Annotated in this window: 26 protein-coding genes; 20 read left to right on the forward strand and 6 right to left on the reverse strand. The window is 43.5% G+C overall.

From position 1 onward, the window contains the following. Positions 1-3 precede the first annotated feature (3 nt). The 3 genes from aceK to V7R35_RS05325 all read left to right on the forward strand — a co-directional run bounded on the left by aceK (position 4) and on the right by V7R35_RS05325 (position 3,987). The gene (gene aceK, locus V7R35_RS05315; RefSeq protein WP_334013673.1) at positions 4-1,734 is read left to right on the forward strand and encodes a bifunctional isocitrate dehydrogenase kinase/phosphatase; all 1,731 of its coding nucleotides are present in this window, start codon (positions 4-6) and stop codon (positions 1,732-1,734) included. Positions 1,735-1,906: 172 nt separating this feature from the next. Next, positions 1,907-2,587 carry a response regulator transcription factor gene (locus V7R35_RS05320; RefSeq protein ID WP_334013674.1) on the forward strand — a complete coding sequence of 227 codons (681 nt, stop codon included), beginning with the start codon at positions 1,907-1,909 and terminating at the stop codon, positions 2,585-2,587. After that, on the forward strand, positions 2,584-3,987 hold the full coding sequence (locus V7R35_RS05325; RefSeq protein WP_334013676.1) for a sensor histidine kinase: 1,404 nt from the start codon (positions 2,584-2,586) through the stop codon (positions 3,985-3,987). The genes V7R35_RS05320 and V7R35_RS05325 overlap by 4 nt, the downstream gene beginning before the upstream one ends. A gap of 27 nt (positions 3,988-4,014) precedes the next feature. Here the strand turns inward: V7R35_RS05325 and V7R35_RS05330 are convergent, their stop codons facing one another. Then, a complete protein-coding gene (locus V7R35_RS05330) occupies positions 4,015-5,922 on the reverse strand; it encodes an endonuclease (RefSeq protein ID WP_334013677.1) in 1,908 nt (635 codons plus the stop codon). A gap of 800 nt (positions 5,923-6,722) precedes the next feature. Between V7R35_RS05330 and V7R35_RS05335 the strand changes: the two genes are divergently transcribed. The 3 genes from V7R35_RS05335 (at position 6,723) to V7R35_RS05345 (ending at position 8,063) form a co-directional block, all read left to right on the forward strand. Further along, positions 6,723-7,106, forward strand: a complete 384-nt coding sequence (locus V7R35_RS05335; protein WP_334013678.1) for a hypothetical protein — start codon at positions 6,723-6,725, stop codon at positions 7,104-7,106. A 118-nt stretch (positions 7,107-7,224) separates the two neighbouring features. Beyond that, positions 7,225-7,569: a hypothetical protein gene (locus V7R35_RS05340; RefSeq protein WP_334013679.1), complete on the forward strand. Its 345-nt coding sequence runs from the start codon at positions 7,225-7,227 to the stop codon at positions 7,567-7,569. 182 nt (positions 7,570-7,751) lie between these two features. Next, the gene (locus V7R35_RS05345; protein WP_334013680.1) at positions 7,752-8,063 is read left to right on the forward strand and encodes a hypothetical protein; all 312 of its coding nucleotides are present in this window, start codon (positions 7,752-7,754) and stop codon (positions 8,061-8,063) included. 299 nt (positions 8,064-8,362) lie between these two features. Here the strand turns inward: V7R35_RS05345 and V7R35_RS05350 are convergent, their stop codons facing one another. Continuing rightward, positions 8,363-8,914 (reverse strand): DUF3833 domain-containing protein, encoded by a 552-nt coding sequence (locus V7R35_RS05350; protein WP_334013681.1) that lies wholly within the window; start codon positions 8,912-8,914, stop codon positions 8,363-8,365. Positions 8,915-8,980: 66 nt separating this feature from the next. Beyond that, on the reverse strand, positions 8,981-9,451 hold the full coding sequence (locus V7R35_RS05355; protein ID WP_334013682.1) for a chalcone isomerase family protein: 471 nt from the start codon (positions 9,449-9,451) through the stop codon (positions 8,981-8,983). Positions 9,452-9,645: 194 nt separating this feature from the next. On the opposite strand from V7R35_RS05355, the gene V7R35_RS05360 reads away from it, so the two are divergent. The 4 genes from V7R35_RS05360 to nspC all read left to right on the forward strand — a co-directional run bounded on the left by V7R35_RS05360 (position 9,646) and on the right by nspC (position 13,759). Next, positions 9,646-10,566 (forward strand): 1-aminocyclopropane-1-carboxylate deaminase/D-cysteine desulfhydrase, encoded by a 921-nt coding sequence (locus V7R35_RS05360; protein ID WP_334013683.1) that lies wholly within the window; start codon positions 9,646-9,648, stop codon positions 10,564-10,566. 154 nt (positions 10,567-10,720) lie between these two features. Next, positions 10,721-11,131, forward strand: a complete 411-nt coding sequence (locus V7R35_RS05365; RefSeq protein ID WP_334013684.1) for a hypothetical protein — start codon at positions 10,721-10,723, stop codon at positions 11,129-11,131. A gap of 159 nt (positions 11,132-11,290) precedes the next feature. Continuing rightward, a complete protein-coding gene (locus V7R35_RS05370) occupies positions 11,291-12,493 on the forward strand; it encodes a saccharopine dehydrogenase family protein (RefSeq protein ID WP_334013685.1) in 1,203 nt (400 codons plus the stop codon). Between the two features lie 135 nt (positions 12,494-12,628). Next, on the forward strand, positions 12,629-13,759 hold the full coding sequence (gene nspC / locus V7R35_RS05375) for a carboxynorspermidine decarboxylase (RefSeq protein WP_334013686.1): 1,131 nt from the start codon (positions 12,629-12,631) through the stop codon (positions 13,757-13,759). A gap of 142 nt (positions 13,760-13,901) precedes the next feature. On the opposite strand, the gene rsmI is transcribed toward nspC, so the two are convergent. Next, positions 13,902-14,738, reverse strand: coding sequence for a 16S rRNA (cytidine(1402)-2'-O)-methyltransferase (gene rsmI, locus V7R35_RS05380; protein ID WP_334013687.1), 837 nt, complete (start codon positions 14,736-14,738; stop codon positions 13,902-13,904). 192 nt (positions 14,739-14,930) lie between these two features. Between rsmI and V7R35_RS05385 the strand changes: the two genes are divergently transcribed. The 10 genes from V7R35_RS05385 to V7R35_RS05430 all read left to right on the forward strand — a co-directional run bounded on the left by V7R35_RS05385 (position 14,931) and on the right by V7R35_RS05430 (position 24,197). Then, complete coding sequence (locus tag V7R35_RS05385) at positions 14,931-16,934, forward strand: penicillin-binding protein activator (protein WP_334013689.1); 2,004 nt, start codon at positions 14,931-14,933, stop codon at positions 16,932-16,934. 5 nt (positions 16,935-16,939) lie between these two features. Further along, on the forward strand, positions 16,940-17,281 hold the full coding sequence (locus V7R35_RS05390; RefSeq protein ID WP_334013690.1) for a YraN family protein: 342 nt from the start codon (positions 16,940-16,942) through the stop codon (positions 17,279-17,281). Between the two features lie 139 nt (positions 17,282-17,420). After that, positions 17,421-18,497: a glycosyltransferase family 4 protein gene (locus V7R35_RS05395; protein WP_334013691.1), complete on the forward strand. Its 1,077-nt coding sequence runs from the start codon at positions 17,421-17,423 to the stop codon at positions 18,495-18,497. Positions 18,498-18,534: 37 nt separating this feature from the next. Beyond that, the gene (locus V7R35_RS05400) at positions 18,535-19,131 is read left to right on the forward strand and encodes a phosphoheptose isomerase (RefSeq protein WP_334013692.1); all 597 of its coding nucleotides are present in this window, start codon (positions 18,535-18,537) and stop codon (positions 19,129-19,131) included. Between the two features lie 63 nt (positions 19,132-19,194). Continuing rightward, positions 19,195-19,782: a BON domain-containing protein gene (locus V7R35_RS05405; protein WP_334013693.1), complete on the forward strand. Its 588-nt coding sequence runs from the start codon at positions 19,195-19,197 to the stop codon at positions 19,780-19,782. Next, positions 19,766-21,175, forward strand: a complete 1,410-nt coding sequence (locus V7R35_RS05410) for an MFS transporter (protein ID WP_334013694.1) — start codon at positions 19,766-19,768, stop codon at positions 21,173-21,175. Before V7R35_RS05405 ends, V7R35_RS05410 begins: the two co-directional genes overlap by 17 nt. A 136-nt stretch (positions 21,176-21,311) precedes the next feature. Then, entirely contained in the window at positions 21,312-21,971 is a 660-nt protein-coding gene (locus tag V7R35_RS05415; protein ID WP_334013695.1) for a DUF7010 family protein, read from the forward strand. 72 nt (positions 21,972-22,043) lie between these two features. Beyond that, positions 22,044-22,373 carry a DMT family transporter gene (locus V7R35_RS05420; protein WP_334013696.1) on the forward strand — a complete coding sequence of 110 codons (330 nt, stop codon included), beginning with the start codon at positions 22,044-22,046 and terminating at the stop codon, positions 22,371-22,373. A 13-nt stretch (positions 22,374-22,386) separates the two neighbouring features. After that, positions 22,387-23,565: a sensor histidine kinase gene (locus tag V7R35_RS05425; RefSeq protein WP_334013697.1), complete on the forward strand. Its 1,179-nt coding sequence runs from the start codon at positions 22,387-22,389 to the stop codon at positions 23,563-23,565. Positions 23,566-23,591: 26 nt separating this feature from the next. Further along, complete coding sequence (locus tag V7R35_RS05430; protein ID WP_334013698.1) at positions 23,592-24,197, forward strand: response regulator transcription factor; 606 nt, start codon at positions 23,592-23,594, stop codon at positions 24,195-24,197. Between the two features lie 12 nt (positions 24,198-24,209). Here the strand turns inward: V7R35_RS05430 and V7R35_RS05435 are convergent, their stop codons facing one another. Together V7R35_RS05435 and V7R35_RS05440 are read right to left on the reverse strand one after the other, a co-directional pair. After that, on the reverse strand, positions 24,210-24,542 hold the full coding sequence (locus V7R35_RS05435; protein WP_334013699.1) for a hypothetical protein: 333 nt from the start codon (positions 24,540-24,542) through the stop codon (positions 24,210-24,212). A gap of 17 nt (positions 24,543-24,559) precedes the next feature. After that, positions 24,560-24,856, reverse strand: coding sequence for a hypothetical protein (locus tag V7R35_RS05440; RefSeq protein ID WP_334013700.1), 297 nt, complete (start codon positions 24,854-24,856; stop codon positions 24,560-24,562). Positions 24,857-24,869 lie beyond the last annotated feature (13 nt).

Genomic DNA, 24,869 nt, shown 5'->3' on the forward strand with positions numbered 1-24,869 from the left:
CAAATGCAGAACTCGCCCACCTCTCATGATGAAGCCGAAGTAAGGAAGGTTGCCTATCTTATTTTATCGCACTTTGACAAAAGCTACCGTTGGTTTTCACGAATAACCCGAGGGGCGCAGCAGCGTTTTGAAAAAGGCGATTGGCGAGAAACTCAGCAAGCCTCTAAAGACCGCATTACTATTTATGAACAAAGTTTGTCTGATGCCGTTGCTGAAATTTATCAGATTACCGATGTGCATCAAAAAGTTGATTTTTTCTGGCAAAGCTTAAAGAAGAACTTCGCAGTGCAACTAGAGGGGCACCCCCAATTTGAACTTGCAGAAACCTTTTACAACTCTGTTATTGGTAGGTTGTTCAAGCACAGAAAAATAGATAACGACATGATGTTCGTGTTGCCTAGCCGATGTTTTTTGCCAGGGCAAGACAGAGACAAAGTCATCAACAGCTTCGACACTACAACCACCGTAAGAGAAATGTATGAGTCGATATTTAAAATTTATCGATACAACATTCCCTTTGAAGATTTCGAGCGTGATCTGCAAAACCTTGAGTCGGCCCTTCGAAAGCGTTTAGACAAAGCGCAACTAGCCAGCGTTCAAGCCGTGGAAATACTAAAACCCACCTTTTTCAGAGGCAAGGCAGCGTACTTGATAGGTCGTATTTGCATGCCTGATGAAACTTTGCCTTTTGTTATTGCTATGCGTCGTTATAACGAACCACATATGTTCGTTGATGCCTTGCTAACTGACAGAAAAGACTTAAGCGTTATATTTGGTTTTGCTCGCAGCTATTTTATGGCCGATACACAAAATCCGGCAGAGGTAGCCGCTTTCTTACAAGAGCTACTGCCGAACAAAAAACACTTCGAACTTTATATGGCAATGGGCCATTACAAACATGGTAAAACCGTGTTTTATCGTAATTTCTTACAGCATATGGACGAGTCAAACGACAAGTTTGAAGCTGCTCCGGGCATTAGAGGGCTAGTTATGATGGTGTTTCACCTGCCCTCTTACGGCGTTGTATTTAAGATAATTAAAGACGAATTTGCTGAAAGCAAAAAGATTACGCGAGACCACGTTAAAGAGTGCTACAAGCTGGTAAAAATGTCGGACCGTGTGGGAAGGATGGCAGACACTCATGAGTACGTGAACTTTCGCTTTCCGCTTGACAGAATAGAGCCAGAGCTTATCGAAGAGCTAAAAGAAACTTGTGCATCAAGTTTAGAATTTACCGAAACCGAACTCATCATTAAGCACTTGTATATCGAGCGTAAAATGACGCCACTCAACTTGTATCTGCAGTCTGAAACCGATGAAGACAAAATAACACGAGCATTGGATGAACTAGGGCTTTGTATCAAACAAATCGCGATGGCGAACATTTTTCCTGGCGATATGCTGCATAAAAACTTCGGCATAACTCGACACGGTCGCGTCATTTTTTACGACTACGATGAAATTTGCTTAATGAATGAGCGTAACTTCAGGGCGTTACCCAAATCGGATGACCCTTATGCCATTGATACGTTGTCAGTAGCGCCAAACGACGTATTTCCAGAGCAATTCGAGCACTTTATTGTTGGGAAGCGCAAGTTTAAGGATATTCTGAAGTCGTTACATGGCGATTTGATGACGCCAGAGTATTGGCACGAGGTTCAGAAAAAGTGTGAACGCGGCGACGTGCAACATTTTACTCCTTACAATGCCGACATTCGCTTCGAACGTAACTAGGCGCTTTTAACGCATTGTGAAAGTGATCGTTTTCTACTTAAAAATACGTATTTATCTTGAAAGCGTGTATCGCTTGAATGAGGGGTTGCAGCGTTAACGGTGGTCTCGTAAGTTTATGATTGCATCAAGCGCATAGCCTCAGACAGGTAAAACTGAAAGAAGAAGCGTTAAAATGAAAGTGCTACTCGTTGAAGATGATCCAAAAGTTGCCTCACACATCACCGATGGCCTGTTAGGCGAAGGGCATGAGTGTATTACCGTTGGTGATGGTGCAGCAGGCTATCGCGAAGCAGTGTCAAACGAATTAGATGCTGTAATTCTAGATGTCATGCTACCAGAGCTCGACGGATTTACTGTACTTGAGAAACTTCGAGAGAACGGAAACACCACTCCAGTGTTGTTGTTAAGTGCAAAAAGCCAAGTTGAAGACAAAGTAAAGGGCTTACGGACAGGCGCAAACGATTACCTCACCAAACCTTTTGCTTTTGAAGAATTGCTGGCCCGTGTTGAAGGGCTTGCGGGCCGCGCCCGTGAAAGCGAAGACAAAACCCTTATCAAAGTAGGCGACCTAACACTCGATTTGGTAAACAGAAAAGTGTTGCGTGGCGAGACCGAGATAGACCTGCAGTCTAAAGAATTTCAACTGTTAGAGTGTTTGCTGCGCCATAAAGGTAAAGTAGTTACTCGCAGTATGTTGCTTGAGCAAGTATGGAATTATCACTTCGATCCACAGACCAATGTGATTGACGTGCATATTAGTCGTCTTCGCCAAAAAGTAGATAAGGCATTTAACGTTCCCCTGATTGAAACTGTACGCGGCACAGGATATCGAATAGCGGATAATCTTGCATGATTGCAATTCGCGACTTTACGCGAAGCTCTAGCTTTCGCGTAGGCGCATTGCTTACCACGCTCGCCAGTATCGCCATCGTACTTATCGTTTATTTCTGGCGCCTTACCAGTAGCGATATATTCATTACCGAATCTAATGCCGCCGTTAATGCCAAGGTCGAGGCGCTCACTACTTTATATAAATCCTTAGGTATCAATGCTGTAGTAAGCGCTATTGAAAGTGGCGCTTTCACCATGTCGTCAGCCACGCCCGACTCCGGGCTTTCTCAATTTGAAACTAACCGCGCGTTTGTGGTGCTATCAAAAGACGAAGAAGTTATTACAGGAAATCTAGCTAGTATTCCTTTGGTCATAGCGAAACACGGCTCGGACGCTATGGCTACGGTGGAACTGGTTATTACGCGAAAGGACACACTAGAACGAGATACTCTGCGCCAAGCTTTACTTAGAGAAGTACAGCTTGGCGATTTTATGTTACACGTTGGCCGCGGTATTGACGATCTCTATAGTGCTCAGTGGTTTGGTAAAACCTTCAGCTGGATCATTGTTGTGCTGTTGTGCATGCTTAGTATTCTTAGCTTTGCCATTGCTGTTTATGTGGTGAATAGAATAAATCGAATGTCGCAAACCGCAGATAAAATTATAAAAACCGGTAGTTTAGAAGAGAGATTGGAAATAGACAGTAACTGGGACGACCTGAGTAGCCTGTCTTATGTTTTCAATCAAATGCTCGACACTATCGAAAGCTCGGTGAACAACATAAAAAGCGTTACTGACAGTATTGCCCACGACCTACGTACACCGTTATCACGACTACGTAACACGCTTGAAAAAATTCAAGACGACGACCTTCGCGAAGAAACAACCCATGAAGCCGACAACCTGTTGAATATGTTCAACAGTTTACTGCGTATTAGCGGGCTAGAAACAACAAACAAAAAGGAAGGATTTTGTGATACCAACATAACGTCTATCGTTGATGACGTTGTTGATTTGTACCACCCCCTTGCAGAAGAAAGGGATATCACACTGTCTAGCACACTGCAGCAGGTTCATATGGTTGGCGATCCGAACCTACTCTTCCAAGCGGTGGCAAACGTGTTAGATAACGCCATTAAATATTCACCCGTTAATAGCAAGGTTGACGTTGAGTTAAAGCAAACCTCAACGCATATTATTTTAGCCATTAACGATGCTGGTATTGGTGTGGGTGAGCAAGAAATTGCCAGTTTAGAGCGCCGCTTCTATCGCGCTGATGGCAGTCGCACCAGCAAAGGAAACGGGCTTGGCCTGTCGTTGGTGTCGGCCATTGTAAAACTACACGATGGAAAAATATGGTTTGTACATGACCCGCTTATAAAAGGTAGCGGGTTAGGCGTTGTATTTAGTTTCAAATGCTGACGACAAAAGCCGCCAGCATTTTTCATATTAAAACGATTGGTTAGCATTCACGCCGTTCGACGTATTCGTTCTTGCCGATTGCCAGGTGAAATCGCTGTATTGACTACCTGTTCCTCTCAACTGAAGCGAATGATTTCGTGATGTTGAGCCATTCTCAGACACGCCAATATCAGTTGATCGCAAACCTGATGCAGGGCCATTAGAAGCAGTAAATGTACCTTCATAGCTAATAAACAATACTGTATTGCCTGTATCGTCTACTAACGCAATGCCGTCTGGACCACCATTTTGTAGCCCACTAAACGTGAAGCTACGCGTGCCAAACCCATTTTGCTGATTTGCTATTGAACCCGACAGGTTTACTGTTTTGTACGCTTGGCCGTTGCCGCCATTGTAGGCAACCAAAGACCAGCCCGACAAATCAGTTCCTGCACTACCTGCTACTTCCACGAATTCGTTTCTGTCAGAACCTTGGTTGTCATAGTGAAACTCATTGATCCAAGGCACGGCAGCAATAGGCGCTCCTGTATAGCTTTGACCAACATTAAGTTGCCCTGGTGACGCCTGTGAAGGAGACACCCAATAAAACTGATCATATTGGGCACCTGCACCGGAAAGTTGAAGCGAGAAACCAACAGAAGTAGATGTCGTTTCACTTACGCCAATATCTTCAGACTGCATGCCTGCTGCTGCGCCGTCAGTAGCTGTGAATGAACCCTCATAGCTAATAAATTGAAGTACGCTGCCAGTAGCATCAACAAGCGCTAAGCCATCTGGCCCACCATTTTGAAGACCTGATGCGTTAAAGCTTAACGCGCCAACACCACCGCTTTGATTGGCAATAGTACCGCTAAGTGAAATGGTTTTATAAGCGCCGCCACCGTTACCGTTGTAGGCAACAACCGAGTAGCCATTAAGGTTTACACCAGCAACGCCTGCAATTTCAACAAACTCGCCAACATCGCTTCCACTATTATCGTAGTGAAATTCATTGATCCACACTGAACCATTCGATGCTGGAGGTGGATTGGAGCCTGAGCCACCGCCCGAGCCACCTGAACACGCGTTTTCAAAAACACATGCTACATACTCAGGGTTATCAACAAATGGATTTCGGTTACCTTGGAATGAATATACTGCATCGTTATGGCGACGTTCAAAGTCGTCAACCGGGTCATTTTTATGCCAGTTCAACAGCACGCTCTTAAGACCCATGTATGCCACATCGATGTTTGCACCTGTATTCGACGCTGCAATTAGACCACGATCATCAGTTAGCCTTAAATCCGGCTCAGACACACCAGTTACGCCGTGAGTACCGCCCTCATAACGTACTGCCATGTACATCATTGCGCGAGCCACATCGCCCTTTCGGCCATTCCACGTTTCCCAGCTACCGGTAGAAAATGAGCCAGTTGTGTAGTTCGAATCTGCGTTACTTCCACCACGACCGTTGTTCAAAATGGTAATTTTCTCATCACAGCCAACATCACATTCAGCATAGGGCTTATTACTTCTAGACGAGTTGTAACCGCTGTCGGCAATAAATAAATGGTGAGCATCGGTGTAAGCATAGTTGCTGCTGCCATCTTTGGGGAAACCGTAAGACTTAGGCCAGCTATGCTCTCTATTATAAAACGAGTTACCGCCGCCAAATTTGGTGTACGTTTCGTTTTTATAAATAGTAATTACGTTATTGGCATTGTTAGGGTCTTGGTCGGCCACTTCCAATATATCCCAGGTATCGGTTGCCGAACTGGTATAGGGAAAGCGTTGATGGTCGTCGATTATTTGATGCAGCGAGCTTTTAAGCGTGCTCGCGTTAGTTTGATCAACCGAATCGTAATACCCTTGAGGCGGCGCTGCAAAAACAGACGCGCACGACAGTAAAGCCGGCAGCATTAGCCAGCGTTGCTTTTGTTGTGTTATTCGCATGGAATTTTACTTATTTATTGTTGTTATTTTGCTTCCATGCGCATATTCACAATCCATCGCGCATTTATGGTGCCTGTACTTTGTAACAGGTTTATGAAGAAATTAATACAGCTTGAATCGTCCACATTAGAAAAAACTTATTCAAATTAAGCTGAATAATAGACAGATTGGGACATACAGATATAAAGATCGAATTATTGAATTGAGTAATAGATTGCTCAATTTTTGCTGAAGAACAAAGCTACACCAAGAACAGACTATCTGTTGAGTACACAAAATAGACTTTAGTTAACAACCGTTAACCCATGCTCGATTAAATTGGTCATGAAAATCCTCCAGTAAATGATGTTGCGTAATTACTGAGAAGTCTCAGAAACACGCATCATAAAATTGGATAAATGGACTTGTAGCCCAGTAGATACAGAAGCATTGGTCAGTTTATCTTATGTGATTAATAAGAGTTCTCAGTAACCACACAAAAGATTCTCTCAAAAATACGCTGTAAGCCTTAGTTCTAGCGATAATAGAGCACAGTTTAGATTTGTTTAATAAGAAGTCTTAGTAATCAGCAAATCCAAGCGTTTAAAACCTATAAATCATTGATTTTGAGATATTAGCTTACAATATGAGTCCGTTATTACAGAGAATTCTTAGTAATATGCATAAAAGGTGTTTAATTTTCTCGTTATCAGTCTTGTAAAAGTATGATATCCAGACCATTTGTGGAGTTTTTTGCGTGAAACCTACTGCGTGTTACAGTGAAGTCTCCATAATAAGATGTTATAAGTCACGGAGGAATCATGAAAATCTACAGCTTTTATTTGTTACTTTTATTTTTTACATCTGGCTCTTTTGCAGCTCAAGTTGATATGTCCAAGTTAATTGGCACTTGGGGGAATTCAGACGATGGTGGTAGAACTTTTTGGGGATATGACAAATACCTACCTGATGGAGTTTTAGTTTCTTGGGGAACCACATATGGAGTGAAATACAACATCGAAGCAATGTACAAAATAAACCGTAAATTCAAAATCGAGTCGTGTATTACAATTACTAAAGCAGACATAGGCGAAGAATTTGTAGGTGAATCATGGTGCGACGAGATTCTTGAACTTAATGATGAAATATTCAAATTTAAAAGTGATGATGGTGAGATCACAACTCTGTATAGGCAAGACTTATAACAAAACGCTTAAGTCGCAACCCGCTGCGCAGGCTGCTGGGACAAAAACACAATGCGGCTCCGCCATTTTCGCATTGTGCTTTTGCCCCTTAGCTTAGTGTTATGTGTTTAGGACGAATATGACTAAATATCTTGCCTTGCTACTTTTATTTTGTTTTTCACCTTTGGTGCTAGCTGACAAAGTCGAATATTTAGAATGCTCAGTTGAAAGGATGGAAGATGTAGATCCCTACAAACACTTCTTGGTAAGGTTAATGGAAGTGCGGATGGATTTTAATCGTCAGCGCAAAGAAAGTAGATTCGATAGTTTAGATTTGCTGATTTTTGACACTTTACAAACAATAAGAAGTCTAGGCTGCTACTCAGATAGTTTGGGTAACATAAGAAAGCTTCGGGACTACTTTCGTCAAAATCCAACTGGTTCAAAACGCATAATTGAATTAGCCACAGAAATGGGCGCATAAACACATAACAATCAACTGTAGCCTTTCGCTGGCGCTCGCTGGGACAATAACACGTAGGCTCAGTCGCTTCGCTCCCATTTTAGCCTGCGTGTTATTGCCCCTAAGTTGGGTGTTAGGTTTACATGAAAAATTGCGTATTTATCTATCTGCTATTTTTGCTGTTAGGTTGCAGTGTAAGCAACGTGCCCGAAATTAATTATGTAGGTCAAGATATTCCGACTCATGAAGAAGCCAAAAAATATGAAGGAATAAGTGTCAATCAATTGGCTAGCGATACTTACCAAATATTTATAGTTTCTCGTGTTAAAGAGGCTTGGGAGGATTCATTCAAAAATGAGTTTTTCTCTTTAGTTTCAAAATTCTGTGGAGAATCCTTCCAATTAACTGTAAATCAATCAGATATTCACGGTGCGTTTGGTGCAGATCTCCATGGCCAATGGATGTACATTAGTCAAGAAGCAATATTGAAGTGTATAAGTAAACCTAACAAGTAACTTAAGCGGGACAAATAAAGCTTGGCTTTTGTCGCTGGGCTCAAAATTTTAGCCAAGCATTATTTGCCCCTCAAAGGGGCGTTACCACCGTCAGCTTTTGGCACATGCCAGAAGTTTAAAATATTCCTCCTAGAGGTCTCTTCCTTGTTTTTACGCTACTCGGTTCAAACCTAAACTTTCAAGTGAAAACACCACATAAATTAACACCTTAAACAGGAAAAACTAAGCCGATGCACTAACCCCCTTTCGCTTAATAAAGTAATTCACATTAAACTTGCGTGTCCAAACTGTGCTCGCTATTACTGCTTCTGCATAAAAATAGTGACTTCGGCCATTACAATGCCGAACTTTCTGATATACGAACGGTTCATCATGGTGTTTTCATCGAAAGCCCAAAACCAGTCGTCGAAAGTAACCGCATAGGTTGTGTCATCTACCGGTAAATCCATTTCATAATGGAAGTTAAACGCGTTGCCATAAGAGGTACCTTTGGCAGGCCCTTCAATATCCGTTGCGCTACCAACAAACGTGTTATCCGACTGTTTTACAATGGTCCAAACACGCTCGGTTGGGCCCTCACCAACACCGTATTCAAATTTCTCATCAAGCGTTAGCGTGTCACCTTCAACTTTGCCTGCAATATCAACAACAAACCGTTGTACCACTTCGCCCGAGCGGTTTTGTACAATTCCCCACGCTTTAACATCGCCATCGAAAAATTGCTCTATATCAAACGCAGGCTGCACCGCTTTGTAATCATTGCCTTCAACAGAAACCGAGCAGCCAGACAGCCCAATTAGGCTAATCCCTAGTCCCAATACTGTTACTGCTACTTGCTTAAATAATTTCATTTTGAACATACCTTTTATCTAATTTGGAACATACGCTTCTAGCGCATTACAAAAGTGCTCATGTTGTTACAGACCAAGTAGCGCCTTTCTAAATTTGGGCTCTGACGTTTTTTCACCTAACCAAATATTGAAGAAACTAGTGGTGAACTCACTATCGTCTACGCTGCCAATTTCCTCACCATTTGAGTAAAACACTGTAATGCCATCTTCAGTTGCAATACCGGTAAGCACATGACCGTCAGATACATCTGGAAAAATAGACGCCATACTGTTAAGCCATTTATCAGCCTTTTCTTTCGACAAATCAGCCTGCTTCTTCATTTCATCAATAGAGCGCTGAGCTATTTTTTTACCTTCTAGCTCGCGTTGGTAGTTCAGTTTCAAAGCAAATACGCCACCTTCTTCGTACTCACCGTTTGGAGCAAACAATGATGCGCGATACACATCCCAAAAATAGTAAGTAAACATTTTTTCACCGACTACTTTTGCATTTGGAACCTTTTCTTGCACCTCGCTGGGAATGTCGTCATTCGCCATACTTGATTGTCCTATTGATAGAAAAATAAAAGTAGCTGCTGCCACACATACTGAAAAAACCGAACGACGCACGAAACTCATAGGGTGTGTAGTTGAAAGCATTTGTTTATCAAACCTCTGTTTGATGTTGTTAAACCATATAAACGTTATACTGCTACCGATATCCAATTGATCACAGTTAGGTTTTCGCACTTTTGAATGATTTACTGTCGTTAGAGGCTACATTAACGCTTCCATCGCCTTGCCAACCCTTTGCGCCCGAATGGCCAGGGAGTAACAAGATTAACTTGTGGGTTAAACGAGATGACGCCATTCATAGCGTGATTTCTGGAAACAAATGGCGCAAGCTGCAACATACGCTGAAAAAATTCAGCCATTCTCAAATCGTCAGTTTCGGCGGCGCTTATTCAAATCATCTGCATGCTTTAGGTTTCGCGAGCAAGGAGCTAGGCATTCCCTTAACAGCGTTGGTAAGAGGCCATGAAAGTGCAACGCCATCACCTATGCTTCAAGACCTTGTTAAATGGGGTGTAGACATTGAATTTGTAGACCGAAAAACCTACCAACAGAGAAATACAGAAAGCTATTTAGCACAGCTGGAGAGGCGTTTTGATAGTGCACTTATTATACCCGAAGGCGGCAGTGAAGCATCTGCCATTTATGGCATTCAAGAGATGGTACGCGAAGTAAATAGTACGGTAGCTTTTGATACCATAATGGCGCCGGTTGCCAGTGGCGCGACATTATCAGGCATAGTCTCGGCGCTCACACCGAAACAAAGCGCTATAGGAATTGGTGTACTAAAGGGCGAAGGCTATTTAGAAAATCTAGTAGAGCAATTTTTGCCTCTCTCTGATTGCGCACATTCAATGAAGACAAATCCTACACAGAACTGGAACATTAATCACAGCTACCATTTTGGAGGTTACGCAAAAGTAACGCCAGAGCTGAGAGAGTTTTGCGATACGTTTAACCGCACTATGCCTTTTCACATTGAGCCCGTGTATTCAGGTAAGCTATTTTGGGCGCTTAAAGACATGCTTTCAAAGGGCACTTTCAAGCAAGGAGCAAATATTGTGATAGTGCATACGGGCGGGCTTCAGGGTGCGCGCTAATCAATTCTCAAAGAGAAACATTACAAATGGCATGACGACGTATTTATTCAGGCTGTCTATCTGGCATTCTGAGAATCTTTAAACTAATGTGTCAGTGAGCGCGTAAAAAGAAATATGTGTTAACGAAGCAAGGCTAACTCATAGGACTGACACCATGACAGATAAACCAGTGACACTGCCAACGCCCTTGAACGAGCTTGTATCTAAAGCACTCCAACTTTGCGAATTAATGCTGCCCATTAGCGATGTATTCTACCCTTTTGCAGCGGTACATGAAAATGGCCGCGTCGGCTGCATTTTTAGCGATGAGACCACTAGCAAAAAGTCAGAATCGCAGCTTATTGAACAGCTACAATGGCGCATTATTGACACAACAACCGACACCAGCAGCTTCAGTATTCTGGTGTATGCAGCTACCGTAAATACACAGAACAGCAAAACACTAGATGCCATTGCTATAGCGATGACAATGCCAAATAATGAGGAACGTCTTCTGCTATACCCGTACTATCGTGTAGATGGCAAAGTGGTGATATCTCCTCCATTTGACGCGGTAACGCGATAACACACGCTTAACGCTTGGTAGCAAGACTACTGCAGCGCCGAATTTATTGGTTACGATTAAAATTTTTTGTGCTGCTACAGACGGTCTTTGCTTGCCAAATCAGTTTGGTCTGCTAGCATTCAGCCCAAAATTCATTAGCAAAATTAGGGATTAGTGATTATGTCTCGCGTTTTAATTATTGGTGCTGGCGGTGTTGCGTCGGTAACCGTGAAAAAATGTGCACGTTTACCTCAGCATTTCGACGAAATTTTCCTTGCAAGCCGCACGGTTTCTAAGTGTGAAGCGCTTCAAAAAGAAGTAGGTAAAGACCGCGTGAAAGGCGTGTTTGCACTTGACGCTGATAACGCAAAAGAAGTTGAAGCATTAATTAACGAAGTAAAACCAGACCTAGTAATTAACCTAGCGTTGCCTTACCAAGACCTTCCAATTATGGACGCGTGCTTGGCAACCAACACTGATTACCTAGACACCGCTAACTACGAGCCAAAAGACGAAGCGAAATTTGAATATTCGTGGCAGTGGGCGTACCAAGACAAATTCAAAGATGCAGGCATTATGGCGCTTCTTGGTAGCGGCTTCGATCCGGGTGTAACAAACGTGTATACCGCTTATGCAGCGAAACATTACTTCGACGAAATTCACTACCTTGATATCGTTGACTGTAATGGCGGTGACCATGGTCAGGCATTTGCAACTAACTTCAACCCTGAAATCAACATTCGTGAAATTACACAGCGCGGTCGATTCTGGGAAAATGGTGAGTGGAAAGAAACCGATCCACTTAGCGTTCGTGAAGACTTAGATTACCAAAACATCGGTGTACGTGCGTCTTACCTGATGTTCCACGAAGAGCTAGAGTCGTTGGTAAAACACTTCCCAACCCTTAAGCGCGCACGTTTTTGGATGACATTTGGCGATGCATACCTAAACCATTTACGCGTGCTTGAAGGCATTGGCATGACCAGCATTGAGCCGGTTGAATTCCAAGGCCAGCAAGTAGTACCACTAGAGTTTTTGAAAGCGGTACTTCCTAACCCAGGTTCACTTGCAGAAGGTTATAGCGGTATGACCTGTATCGGTACCTACATCACAGGTATTAAAGATGGCAAAGAGAAAACTATCTTTATTTACAACAACTGTGACCATGCTAAGTGTAACGAAGAAGTAGGCGCACAGGCGGTATCTTATACTACAGGTGTACCGGCAATGATTGGCGCGGCGCTTATGCTTAACGGCACATGGAAAGAAGCAGGTGTTTGGAACATGGAGCAGTTCGATCCAGATCCATTCATGGACATGCTGAACGAACACGGCCTTCCTTGGCACGTGCTTGAATGTGAAAGCAGCCCTTTCACTAAATAAGGCTAGCCCTTATAAACATGAAACTACGGGCGCGTTAATTCTGCGCCCTTTTTCTTTATTTAGTACACTGGTGTAACGCTTTAACACACCCTATTATTGCGTTTATCAACACACTTTACTTGGAGCTTTACTGCATTGACCGATTTAACACTACGCACTGATATTCCTTCACCGTGCTATGTATTGGAAGAAGCAAAACTAATCCGTAATTTAGAACTAATGAAACGCGTTCAAGACCAGTCAGGCGCGCGTATTATTCTTGCTCTAAAAGGCTTTTCAATGTGGTCTTGCTTCGACATCATCAAGCAATATCTACACGGTGCCACGGCAAGCTCGGTGTGGGAGGCCAAACTCGCTGCAGAGATGGGCAAAGAAGTACACGCCTATTCACCCGCCTACAAGAAAGCTGACGCACAGGAGTTATCAACGCTGGTAAATCATCTGTCGTTTAACAGTATTTCTCAATGGCATGCACATCGTGAAGCGCTGAGTAACGTAAGCTTAGGGCTGCGTATTAACCCTGAACACCAGGAAGCAGATACGCCGCTATACGACCCTGCTGCACCTGGCTCTCGTTTGGGCATAAGAGCAAGCGATCTTGAAGGTGTTGATTTAGAGGGTATTGAAGGCTTTCACTGCCATAACCTGTGTGAATGCGACTCTTTTGCCACAGAACGCACGCTAAAAGCGATTGAAGCGCGTTTCGGTAAATGGCTAGGCCAACTTAAGTGGCTAAACCTGGGCGGGGGGCACTTGATGACCCGCGAAGGCTATGACGTTGATCACCTTATTGCCACTTTGAAAGACTTTAAAACACGCTACCCGCACTTAGACGTAATCTTAGAACCGGGTTCTGCTGTGGCTTGGCAAACCGGGCCGCTTATTTGCGAAGTGGTTGATGTAGTAAATAACGAAGGTGATATTGCAATTTTAGACATTTCCGCCACAGCACATATGCCTGATGTGCTGGAAATGCCCTACCGCCCCACTGTGCTTAATGCGGGCATGCCCGACGAGAAAGCATACAATGTAAAATTGGGCGGTAACTCATGTTTAGCCGGCGATGTAATCGACACCTACTCGTTTGATACACCGCTTAAAGCTGGCGATCGTTTACAGTTTGAAGACATGATGCACTACACCATGGTGAAAACCACATTCTTTAACGGTGTTGAACACCCTGCTATTGGTATTTTACGCAGTAATGGCGAGTTTGAAGTAGTAAGAGAATTTACCTACGAAGACTTCAAAGGTCGTCTTTCGTAAGCACTTTTGGTTAAAAGAAAACCGCCGTAAAGGCGGTTTTTTGTGTCTGTTAAAGCCTGTTAGCGCTAAAGCTAATTTCTTATTTTTTTGCTCTTGGAATTTATTCCTTCGAGTCTATTCCTTAGGGCCTATTCCTTAGAGCCTATTCCTTAGAGTCTAGGCCCGCCTGATAAAGCGCGTTTTTCTTCAAATCGTAATGACTCGCTACCACTGCGGCCGCTTTTTTTAACGGCATATATTCACATAGGGTATGCAGTAAGTTCATAGCTTCACTGGGTATTGCCTGCTCACTGACTTGAGCCGGCCCAATCATTACTACAAACTCGCCTTTTTGATGTGCAGCATCAGCCTGCAAGTAATCGATTACGTCTTGCGCCGTGCCGCTCACGTAGGTTTCAAACGTTTTCGTTAGTTCTTTAGCAATAACAAGTTGACGCTCGCCTAACACCTTTTGAATATCGCTTACGGTATCCAGAATACGTCTTGGCGCCTCGTAGAAAACAGTCGTAAAGGTTCTATCAAGCAACGCAGAAAGCGCGTTTTCTCTTGCCTGCATTTTTACCGGCAAGAAGCCCTCGAAAATAAATTTATCGGTAGGTAGTCCAGATGCGCTTAACGCCGTAATAGCGGCACATGGCCCTGGTAGTGCACTAACTGGAATACCCTGTTCACGGCAGCGTCGAACTAATATAAAGCCCGGGTCGCTAATTAACGGTGTACCCGCATCGCTAATTAAAGCCACCGCCTCTCCGTTTTTGAGCTTTTCGCACAACATTGAAGCCCTTTTATCTTCGTTATGCTCGTGAAGCGACAGCGTTTTTGTGCCAATGCTAAAATGCTGTAAAAGCCTTGCGCTATGGCGCGTATCTTCAGCCGCTATCCAGCTGACCTCGCGCAATACTTCAATCGCTCTAGCGCTGATGTCGTCTAAGTTACCGATAGGCGTTGGAACTATATAAAGGGTTGCGATGTCAGTCATTAGGTATTGTGCACTCGTTTAAACACGTTCTAATAAGTACATCCAATACAACGGGTACTTAAAAGGACAGTATTAAAATCAAAAATATGCGACAAGTATACCACGCCGTTAGTCCAGATTATGCTTGCAAACGTAGATTTTCACACTGGTTGCGATAAACTTGACCCACTTTGATGTAAAAGGAATGAAACTGTGCGTTACATTGGACATGCTGGAAAAATATTTACACTATCAGCCATTGCGCTAGTAATGCTCGGTTGCGGAAGTACTGCCAAACAATCATCGCGGCCTGTTGCAACAACACAGCCTGCTGAAGTAGTGGTAGTAAAAGAAGATGTAACACCAGAGCGCAAGCTGCTAGAAGCCAAACAGATCTGGCAGCAGTCACGCGACAAAACTAAACGTAACGCACTACTTTTAGAAGCGGCTCAGCTTTATTTCAACAACCAGCAGCCTATCCTTGCACAGCAAGTTTTATTTGAAATAAAGCAAGACGGCATTCCAACAGCCAACCAATCTGACTATGCGCTTTTAATGGCGCAGGTTTATGCCAACGAAAAAGGCACATCGGCAGATCAGCTGCTGGCTTTCGTTGATAAGGTCTCGGTAGATGCGACTAATCAAGCACTGGTAGCAAATCTCTATACTCAGTTTTATACCAGAAAAGGCGACTTCGCCGCTGCAGCGAACAGTGTTTTAAATACCGATTTGCCCGAAGAAGAAAAAGTACAAAAGGTGTGGTCTTGGCTTTCAACCGTACCTAATGACGAGTTAAAAAGTATAAGCGAACGCTATACTGCGCTTGCGCCTTTTGTAACGCTGCGAGAACTTACCCATCAGTACGCATCAACCCCTCGTATTCTGGCAAATAATTTAGGTCAGTTTACCCAAGTATATCGAGGTCATGTGCTTAGCCAGCATCTGCCAAAAGAAGTAGTAGAAGCAACTCAAGTAACTAACATCGAGGCCACTGACGTAGCCGTATTACTGCCTTTATCAGGCCGACTTGGCCGAACAGGCAGCGTGGTAAAAAACGGTATTATGGCCGCCTACTATCAAGATATAGAGCAGCGTTCTAACGAAAGAGATCAGCCACGCCTTCGTTTTATCGACACTAATGAAACCAGTGTTGAAACGCTGGTAGAGCAAATTGGTGACACCAAATTTATTATCGGCCCTCTGCTAAAAGAAACCGTGGAACAGCTTACGCCTGCGCTTCCTTTTGGTGTGAACATGTTGGCTTTAAATAGGCCTGACGAAGAAGAAAGTCTCAATACTAATAAGTTACAAACCAATAGTAATGGCAGTAACACTGGGGTAAATGAAAGTAATACTTCAAAAAATAATTCACTTTCAGAGTCGGCGCTGTATGACGGAAGTGAACAGCTTGAAGCATTAGTAAACACAACGTCGTTAAATTATTTTGGTTTGGCGCCTGAAGATGAAGCACGTCAACTTGCCGAGTTCATTTTCAATAAAGGGTATCGAGCGCCAATAGTGATAGCGGCGCAAAGTAGTTTATATCAGCGTATGGACAGTACTTTTAAAGCACACTGGAAAGCGTTAAACAGTATTGAAAACAAACAACGTGCAAACATAACATCTGTAGTATTCAATGATAGCAACTCGCTTAGAGAAGGCATTACTCAAGCGCTTGATGTGGCTCAAAGCAATGCGCGCATAAACCAAATTGAATACATGACCAATGATGAAGTGTATAACCTACCGCGCAGTAGAAGAGATATCGACGCCATTGTGGCTTTTGCATCACCACAAGATACCGAACTGCTAAACCCAATTATTGAGGCAAGCCTTAATCCGTATGACGATAAATTAGTGCCCGTGTATGCCACGTCACGCTCGATAGAATATGACAGCGGCAAGAATCAATGGCGAGACTTACAGAACGTGCACTTTATTGATATGCCGTGGTTAATGCCTACACACCCGTGGCAAAAACTGGCTGAAGAAGTGGCCACTGCCTTAGACAATCAAAACACAATGCAAAAAAGACTTTTTGCATTTGGCTACGACGCCTACCAGCTGCTACCTAAATTGGGCACGCTAAATACGCTGAGCTACTTAACTCACGACGGTTTAACAGGAACGCTTTCTGTTAATAACAAAGGTGAAGTAATAAGAAAACAGCCTCAAGCCATTATTCGCAATGAAGAAGTACAGATGCTAATGGAGTAAAATACATGTCTATACTGCAAGGGAATGCAGCGGAAGACAAAGCATGCGACTTTCTATTGGAACAAGGTCTTACATTGCATTGTCGTAACTTTAGAACGCGTGGCGGCGAACTAGATTTAGTCATGCAAGATGGCAGCACCATAGTTTGCGTTGAAGTTAAATATCGCAAGCAAAATAACTATGGCAGCGCTGTCGAATTTGTTACGGCGAAAAAACTACAGCGAATTCGGGCTGCGTTTGAATACTATTTGTTAGATAATAGCGTAAATTCGACGACGACCTCTCTGCGAATTGATGTAGTCGCAATAAACGGCAACGAGCTTCAATGGCTAAAAAACGTTGGCTAAAATACGTAAAAGTACATTGGAATGTAGCGTTCAGATATTCTAGTAAACTGCTTCAGCATTAATAGAAGCACTTTTTGGCGCTTTATCTTATGATTTACAACTTATCATCGGAAGATGATAGCTTAGGTTCCCACAAACAATGAGTCACCCAAACAACAATTTACCTAGCAGCGAAGAAGTTGAGCTAATAGTAGGCAATTCAAACTCAAACTTCTCTGGTGTTACTTCCACTATGCTGCAAGTGACGTCTATACAAAAAGACATGATGAATTTGCGAATAATGGGCAAGCACTTTGTTCCAGATCCTTCACTAGTCATTTCTTTTTGGGATGTGGTGAAAATGTGTAGAAAGCCGCTTAGCAGCGGTAAATGGCGTATTTTCCATGCCCGCCGTGTGGATGAGATGATTCAAGGTGTTATTCTAAAATATCTATTTGGTGCCAAGATAAAGCTTGTATTTAGCTCTGCAGCACAGCGAAAACGCTCGGGCTTTACCGTTTGGTTAAGCAATCGAATGGATGCTGTTATTGCTATGAGCAATCGCTCAGCATCATTCTTAAACAAGCCACCCGCCAAAATAAATCTGCACGGCGTACAAACTAAAAACTACCTACCAGCTGAAAACAAGCAAGAAGCATGGCAAAGCCTAGGCTATGGTGGTAAGTACGGCATAGGTATTTTAGGGCGAGTAAGAGAGCAAAAAGGCGTTCACCTTTTTGTTGAAGCCTGTATTGAGGTTCTTCCCAAATATCCCGATGTGAACGCTGTGGTTGTTGGCGCGATTTCCTCTAGTAATCAGGAGTTCGTTAACCAGCTAAAAGATAAAGTTAACCGCGCAGGCCTTGCAGAACGCATCATATTTACCGGTGAATTACCTTTCGAGCAAATTCCCAAAATTTTTAGCGCACTTTCACTGGTAAGTGCATTGAGTTACAACGAAGGGTTTGGACTTACTGTTCCAGAAGCCATGAGCGCTGGTGCTGCCGTGTTGGCCACGCAAGCAGGTGCATGGGAAGACATTATTAGACCCGGCGTTGACGGCTACATAGTGCCCACCAAAAATCAGAAGGCTGTGACGGAAAAGGTGGACTTGCTGCTTTCAGACATGGATAAACTTGCTGCAATGGGTAAAGCGGGAAGAGAGCATGTTGTGCAAAACTTTAAAGTAGAAGACGAAGCAAGAAACCTTGTAGAGTTCTTCCGCACGCTTCAATAACGCACAGCATCTGATAGCGAAAACTAAGAGATATCGCATGATAGAACAAATAAAAGCGAACTTTACTGAGAGCATTCAAACCAAAATAGCGGCTACAGAAATTCTGCCAGAACATATAGAGAAGGCCGCTTACATGATGGTTGACGCATTAATTCGCGGCAACAAAGTATTAAGCTGTGGTAATGGCGGCTCTGCCAGCATTGCGCAACACTATGCGTCAAACATGCTTAACCGTTATGAGCGAGACCGACCAAGCTTGCCAGCTATTGCGCTAAGTACTGATACATCAACACTTACCTCCATTGCTAACGACTACAGCTTTGATGAAATTTTTGCCAAGCAAGTGCGTGCCTTAGGGCAGCCAGGCGATATTCTGCTGGCTATTTCAACGAGTGGTAATTCAAGAAACGTTATTGCGGCAATGGAAGCGGCGCTTTCTCGAGACATGACTATAGTAGCGCTAACCGGAAAAGACGGTGGCGAAATGGCTGGCTTTTTAAGCGAACACGATGTGGAAATTCGCGTGCCTTCAAATCGCACCGCTAGAATTCAAGAGGTGCATTTATTGGTTACTCACAACTTATGTGAATGTATCGACGATAGCTTATTTCCTGCGGATCATGGCGACGAATAGTTTGAACGTCGCGAATGCTATAAATGTAACGAGAATTAAAAATAACGAGTTATTAAAACCACGATGACAATAAGCGCTAGAAAAACAACATTAATGGGTCTTCTATTAGCTGCCGTAGTTACACTTCAAGGCTGCGTAGTTGCCGTTGGTGCCGCCGGAGCAATGGCAGCAAAAGTGGCCAATGACAGACGAACTGTAGGTACACAGCTTGACGATCAAAACGCCGACAGTGCAGTGGCCTATCAATGGTCAAAAAGCGACGCGTTAAAAGAACAAGCTAACTTGCAAGTTGATGTTTATAACGGCGTTGCCTTACTGACTGGCCAAGCACCTTCACAAGCATTGCTTGACGAAGCGGTTAATCGCGCTCAGGAAGTGGCATACCTAAAGAAAATTCACAATCAAATACGCATTGCCCAACCAATTGGCGCAGGTACGCAAGCAAACGATATTTGGCTAGCCTCGAAGGTGCGCGCAAAAATTGTGGCTGATGATCGTGTACCTGCACTTCAAGTTAAGGTGGTAGTTCAAGATTCAGAAGTGTTTTTGATGGGACGTTTATCAAACCTTGAAGCAACTGCTGCGGTAGACATTGCGCGTAACGTCACCGGTGTTGCCCGCGTAGTTCGAGCCTTTGAAATTATTCAATAGAGAGTTTGCCACTGCGCTTCTTGTTGCAGGGGCGCTCTTTATGGAAATTCTTGACGCTACGATAATTACTACTGCGTTGCCCGTTATTGCAGCCGACTTTAATGTTCCTGCCGCGCACCTTTCTATTGGGGTATCGGCTTACCTCGTTGCCGTTACACTGTTTATTCCCCTAAGTGGCTATGTAGCCGACCGCTTTGGTGCGCGTACTATATTCATTGCCGCTATCGCGGTATTTACTCTGGCATCGGTCTTGTGTGGCTTAAGCACTAGCCTTTTCGAATTTACTTTTGCGCGTATTTTGCAGGGAATTGGCGGTGCTATGATGGTACCTGTAGGGCGGTTAGTGGTACTACGTGACTTACCAAAAGAAAAGTTAGTCAGTACCGTGGCCATTATAACCTGGCCTGCTTTAAGTGCTCCGCTGATAGGCCCAGTACTAGGCGGTTACATTGCCACACATTTATCGTGGCAATGGATTTTCTACATGAACATTCCGCTTGGAATAGTGGCCATTGTCGCCACGCTTTACCTTCTTAGAAATAGTAAAAACCCGGTAAGTAAATTTGATCTAAAAGGCTTTTTATTAACCGGCATTGGGTTTGCTTTGTTTATGGCTGGCATTGAGTTTCTTGCCAGTGCAACTGAAAAGGCCCTGTATGCCAGCGTCGTTATTGGCATTGGCTTTTCACTTATGCTGTTAGCCATAGCACATATAAAAAGAACGCCCGAACCGCTATTTTCATTTGAGGCCATGCAGTACAACACCTTTAAGCTTTCAGTCTACGGCGGTTCAATAGTACGTATTGCATTAGGTAGCGCCCCTTTTCTTGTTCCCCTTATGCTGCAGCTGGGCCTTGGTTATTCTCCTGTAGAAGCAGGCACGGTTTTGTTATGGTTATTTGCCGGAAATTTAGCAATAAAGCCAGCAACCACATGGATAATGAACACGTTTGGCTTTAAACGTGTGTTAATCGCTAATGGTATGCTGATAGCGTTAGGCTTTGTGGCGCTGGCTCTTATATCGCAAAACACATCGTCTACCATTATCGCCGTCATTTTATTTTTCAACGGGTTAACGCGCTCTATGCATTTAACGTTGCTGAATACCATTGCATTTGCCGATGTGCCCGCAAGCAAAATGCGTGATGCAAACACACTCAGCGCTATTTTAATGCAAATGAATAGAGGCTTAGGCATTACGCTTTCAGCACTTTCTATTGCAGTAGCCACATTAATTTTAAATCAACAACCGTCATCACCAGATTTGACTACATTTGCACTGTGTATGTGGTTTATGGCTTTCGTCGCTTTTGTAAGCATCTACGACAGTGTGTTACTTAGCAAAGAAGACGGCATTAGCGTTCTGAATAAGCGCAAATCCCAAAAGACATAAGCAGTTTGGTTAACCCACCCCTTTAGTGACAATTGTCATGTAAAAGTCATGACCTTTGTGACTACACCTAATGCACTTCACAAGCCATACTTTTCATACTTACTTATTTAAACGCAAGCAAGCAAAGGAAAGAACCATGGCACACGTTATTGACCAAAAACTGACAGAACAAAAAATCCTTGAACAGAAAATCACTGAGCAAAACGTTAACGAGCAACGCTTTTCACACAACGCACAATCTGCGTCACCTACCGAAACACTTACGCTAGAACAAGAACGCGCTCTTTTTAAACAAAATAGGTTTATTGCAATGCCGCTGGCAGGCACCTTAGTGTGGGCGTTCATAGGCTTAACGGCGCCATTTGTCTCGGAACTCGTTATCACTTGGATGCTTTACATTGGCACTGGCGCTATCTTCTATTTGGGCGCGGGATTGTCTTATTTAACAGGTGAACGCTTTTTTGCAAAAGACAAAGTGATTACCAGCTTCGACCGTTTGTTTTTTGTAGGGCTGATTATGAGCCTGATGGTTTTCGCCATTGCTCTCCCTGTCGCCGCTATCGACCACACCACTGTACCTCTTTCCATCGGCATTTTGGCAGGACTAATGTGGATGCCGCTATCGTGGGCTATTCAGCACTGGGTTGGCTATTTTCATACCATTAGTCGCACCGTGTTAATTGTAGCTGCTTGGTACCTATTCCCTGATGCGCGCGTTGAAGCCATAAGTTCGGTCATTGTTGCAGTATACGTTGTATCACTTTATGCGCTAGAGCAGCGTTACAAAACCCTTTAACTACACACGTAAAACAAGACAGCTATCAACAGCTAACCACCTTTTCAAAATAGCCCAAGAGCGAACCTTAACATGACATACATTATTCTTACTGTTGCTATAATCACGGAAGTTACCGCCACCATGTTGCTAAAAGCGTCTAACGGTTGGGAGAAGTGGGCATTCGGGTACGGTGCCATAGTGTTTTACGCCATATCAGGCATGCTATTCGCCTATGTACTTAAGCACATGGGAATAGGCGTAGCCTACGCAATTTGGTCAGGAATGGGCATTGCACTTATTACCGCCGCATCGGTTGTATTTTGGAAACAAACATTCGACATCTATGCCGTGCTGGGTATTATATTAATTATTTCAGGCACTTTGCTTATCACAAGCAAGTCGGCCGTTGTATTTCAGTAAGGACGAAATAACGGTGTTAAAAAATAATGTAGCAGCAGAAAGTTATACCGTTATGCCATTGCTTGCCAGTGGCAGAAAGAAGCGCTGGTCATACAGCAGCTTGTTTTTCTCACTGTTCTTTTTTGTGCCTATTTTGCTGTCGCTGCCCTTGCCTTTAAGCACGTTAGCAACTCAATTACTGTGCTATGGCTTATTTGTAACGCTGTATATTCGCGCCATAAATCAGTCGCTTCACGCACTACCTTACTATTTATCTGCCTTGCTAATTTTGGGCTATGCTACCAGCTTTCAAAATCCTGGTGGCGCCATTATTTTCGGCTTTGTGGGCTTTATTATTGGCTATTACTACAGCCTAAAAAAAGGCGTTGTATTTATTGCAGGAATAGCCACCTCGCTTGCACTGCTGCAATACTTTGTATTCAAAGGTGAAGGATTTTATTTGTTAGCGGCGACAATAAATAGCATTGTGTTGTTTGGGTTTGGCGCCATGGAGCGCAAAGAAACGCTTTATCAGCTTAAAGAAACAAAACATGCAGAGTCGATGAGCGTATTATCGGCTATTGCGGAAAGAGAGCGAATTGGTCGGGATCTTCACGACGTAGCAGGCCATGCTTTAAGCTCGATAGCACTTAAAGCACAGCTTGCAGATAAACTGCTCAGCAAAGACCAGGTAGAACTCGCTCAGCAAGAGGTAAAAGCCCTTGCCCAACTTTCTCAAGCTCTATTAAGTGATATTCGTCATGCGGTGTCGAATATTAAGCACCTGTCACTACAGCAAGACATTACCAAAAACGTAGCATTGCTAGAAGAAAACCAGTTTAACGTAACCTCTTCAATATCGAATAACGTTGAAACACTGCTTACTTCAGCGCAGGAAACACAGTTAGCACTAATTTTAAAAGAACTAACCACGAACACGCTGCGTCACTCACACGGCAAGAATGTAAAGCTTGAAGTTACTTGCCATGATAAAAACGTGGTTATGCGCTATTGCGACTTTGGGGCAGATAGCATTAGTAGCGGCCACAATAGCGCAGAAGGCCCTCAAAGCAAGGTTAACGCAAAGAAACTCAAAGAGGGTAATGGCCTAACCGGTATTCGTGAGCGAGCTGAATTAATAAGCGCTAGCTTAAAGTTTCAATGTGATAGTAACGCGGCATTTAGTTGCGAAGTGTCTTTGCCAATAACTTAACTCATTTATTCAAAAAGGACGTTGTTATGCCTTCCATTCTTATTGCTGAAGACCAGTCACTTGTTCGAGATGCCATAGCCATGCTGCTTTCGCTTGAAGACGACTTCAGCGTTGTGGATAAGTGTAGCAATGGACGTGAAGCTATAAGCTATCTTAGTACCAACAGCGCTCCAGACGTAATCCTTAGCGATATTGAAATGCCGTTTGCGTCGGGGCTTGATATCGCCAATTACGCTGCCGAGAAAGAGCTTAGTAGTCATATAATGCTTATGACAACATTTGCAAAGCCAGGGTATATAAAACGCGCATTAAATGCTGGTGTGAAAGGGTTTGTACTTAAAGAGTCTGATAGCGACTACCTTATTGCTGCTATTCGAAAAGTGGTTAAAGGTGAGAAGGTGATTTCCCCTGAGCTTGCTATCATGGCGCTAGACGACAATAACCCTCTGTCGTCAAAAGAAATGGCAGCACTTAAATTGGCATCGGAAGGCCATAAAACTCACGACATCGCCAAATCGCTGTTCTTGTCTGAAGGAACGGTGAGAAATTATATATCAGAGGCTATTTCAAAATTAGACGCAACTAATCGTATCGATGCGGCAAGGATTGCTAGACAAAAAGGTTGGTTGTAAGGCTTTATTGACTTAAAACCAAACCTTGTCGATGGTATTGGCGGCTTCCAAGTTGAGAGTTTTAGCAAGATCGTTCAATACTCTTTCTGGCCCGTATACTTGCCCTTGCACTTTCGAAGACCACACGCAGGTTAATATGCTTGTTCCCTTTTTCAAAATGCATTGCCACAATGGCGTATCGGCTTGAAGACGGAGATAGTCGTCTTCAATTTCCCAGCCATCGTCAACATGTTCAACAATAAGCTGCTCAAACTGTGTAAATGGTATCGACTGAATAATGACCCATTCGTTTTTAATGAACTTTTTTTCCAACCTTGCTTTTTTAAAGCCCGTAAACAATCCCATTTTACTGCTCCATCACACTATCTAACTACTGTACCCGTCATTTGTCCTTCAGGAGAAGGGCATGTACACATTGAACCGACCGATTCAACACCTGCTATCGGACATGTTCCGAAATTTCCTGAGTCGCTATAAGAGCAACGACTTCCCATAGTACTTTCAGACAAAAACGCATCGTCATCGCCTACGCTTTCATTACTTCCTGTATCACCGTCCATGTCGACAATGACATAGCATGCAGAAAGCGATAAACACGCGAAAATCAAAGCGACTAAGCGTAAGACGATTGCTGTTTTAAGCGCGAGAAAGTGTTTCATGGGTACCTAGTTT

The sequence above is a fragment of the Alteromonas sp. S167 genome, from assembly GCF_036864375.1.
In the GTDB taxonomy this organism is placed as follows: domain Bacteria; phylum Pseudomonadota; class Gammaproteobacteria; order Enterobacterales; family Alteromonadaceae; genus Alteromonas.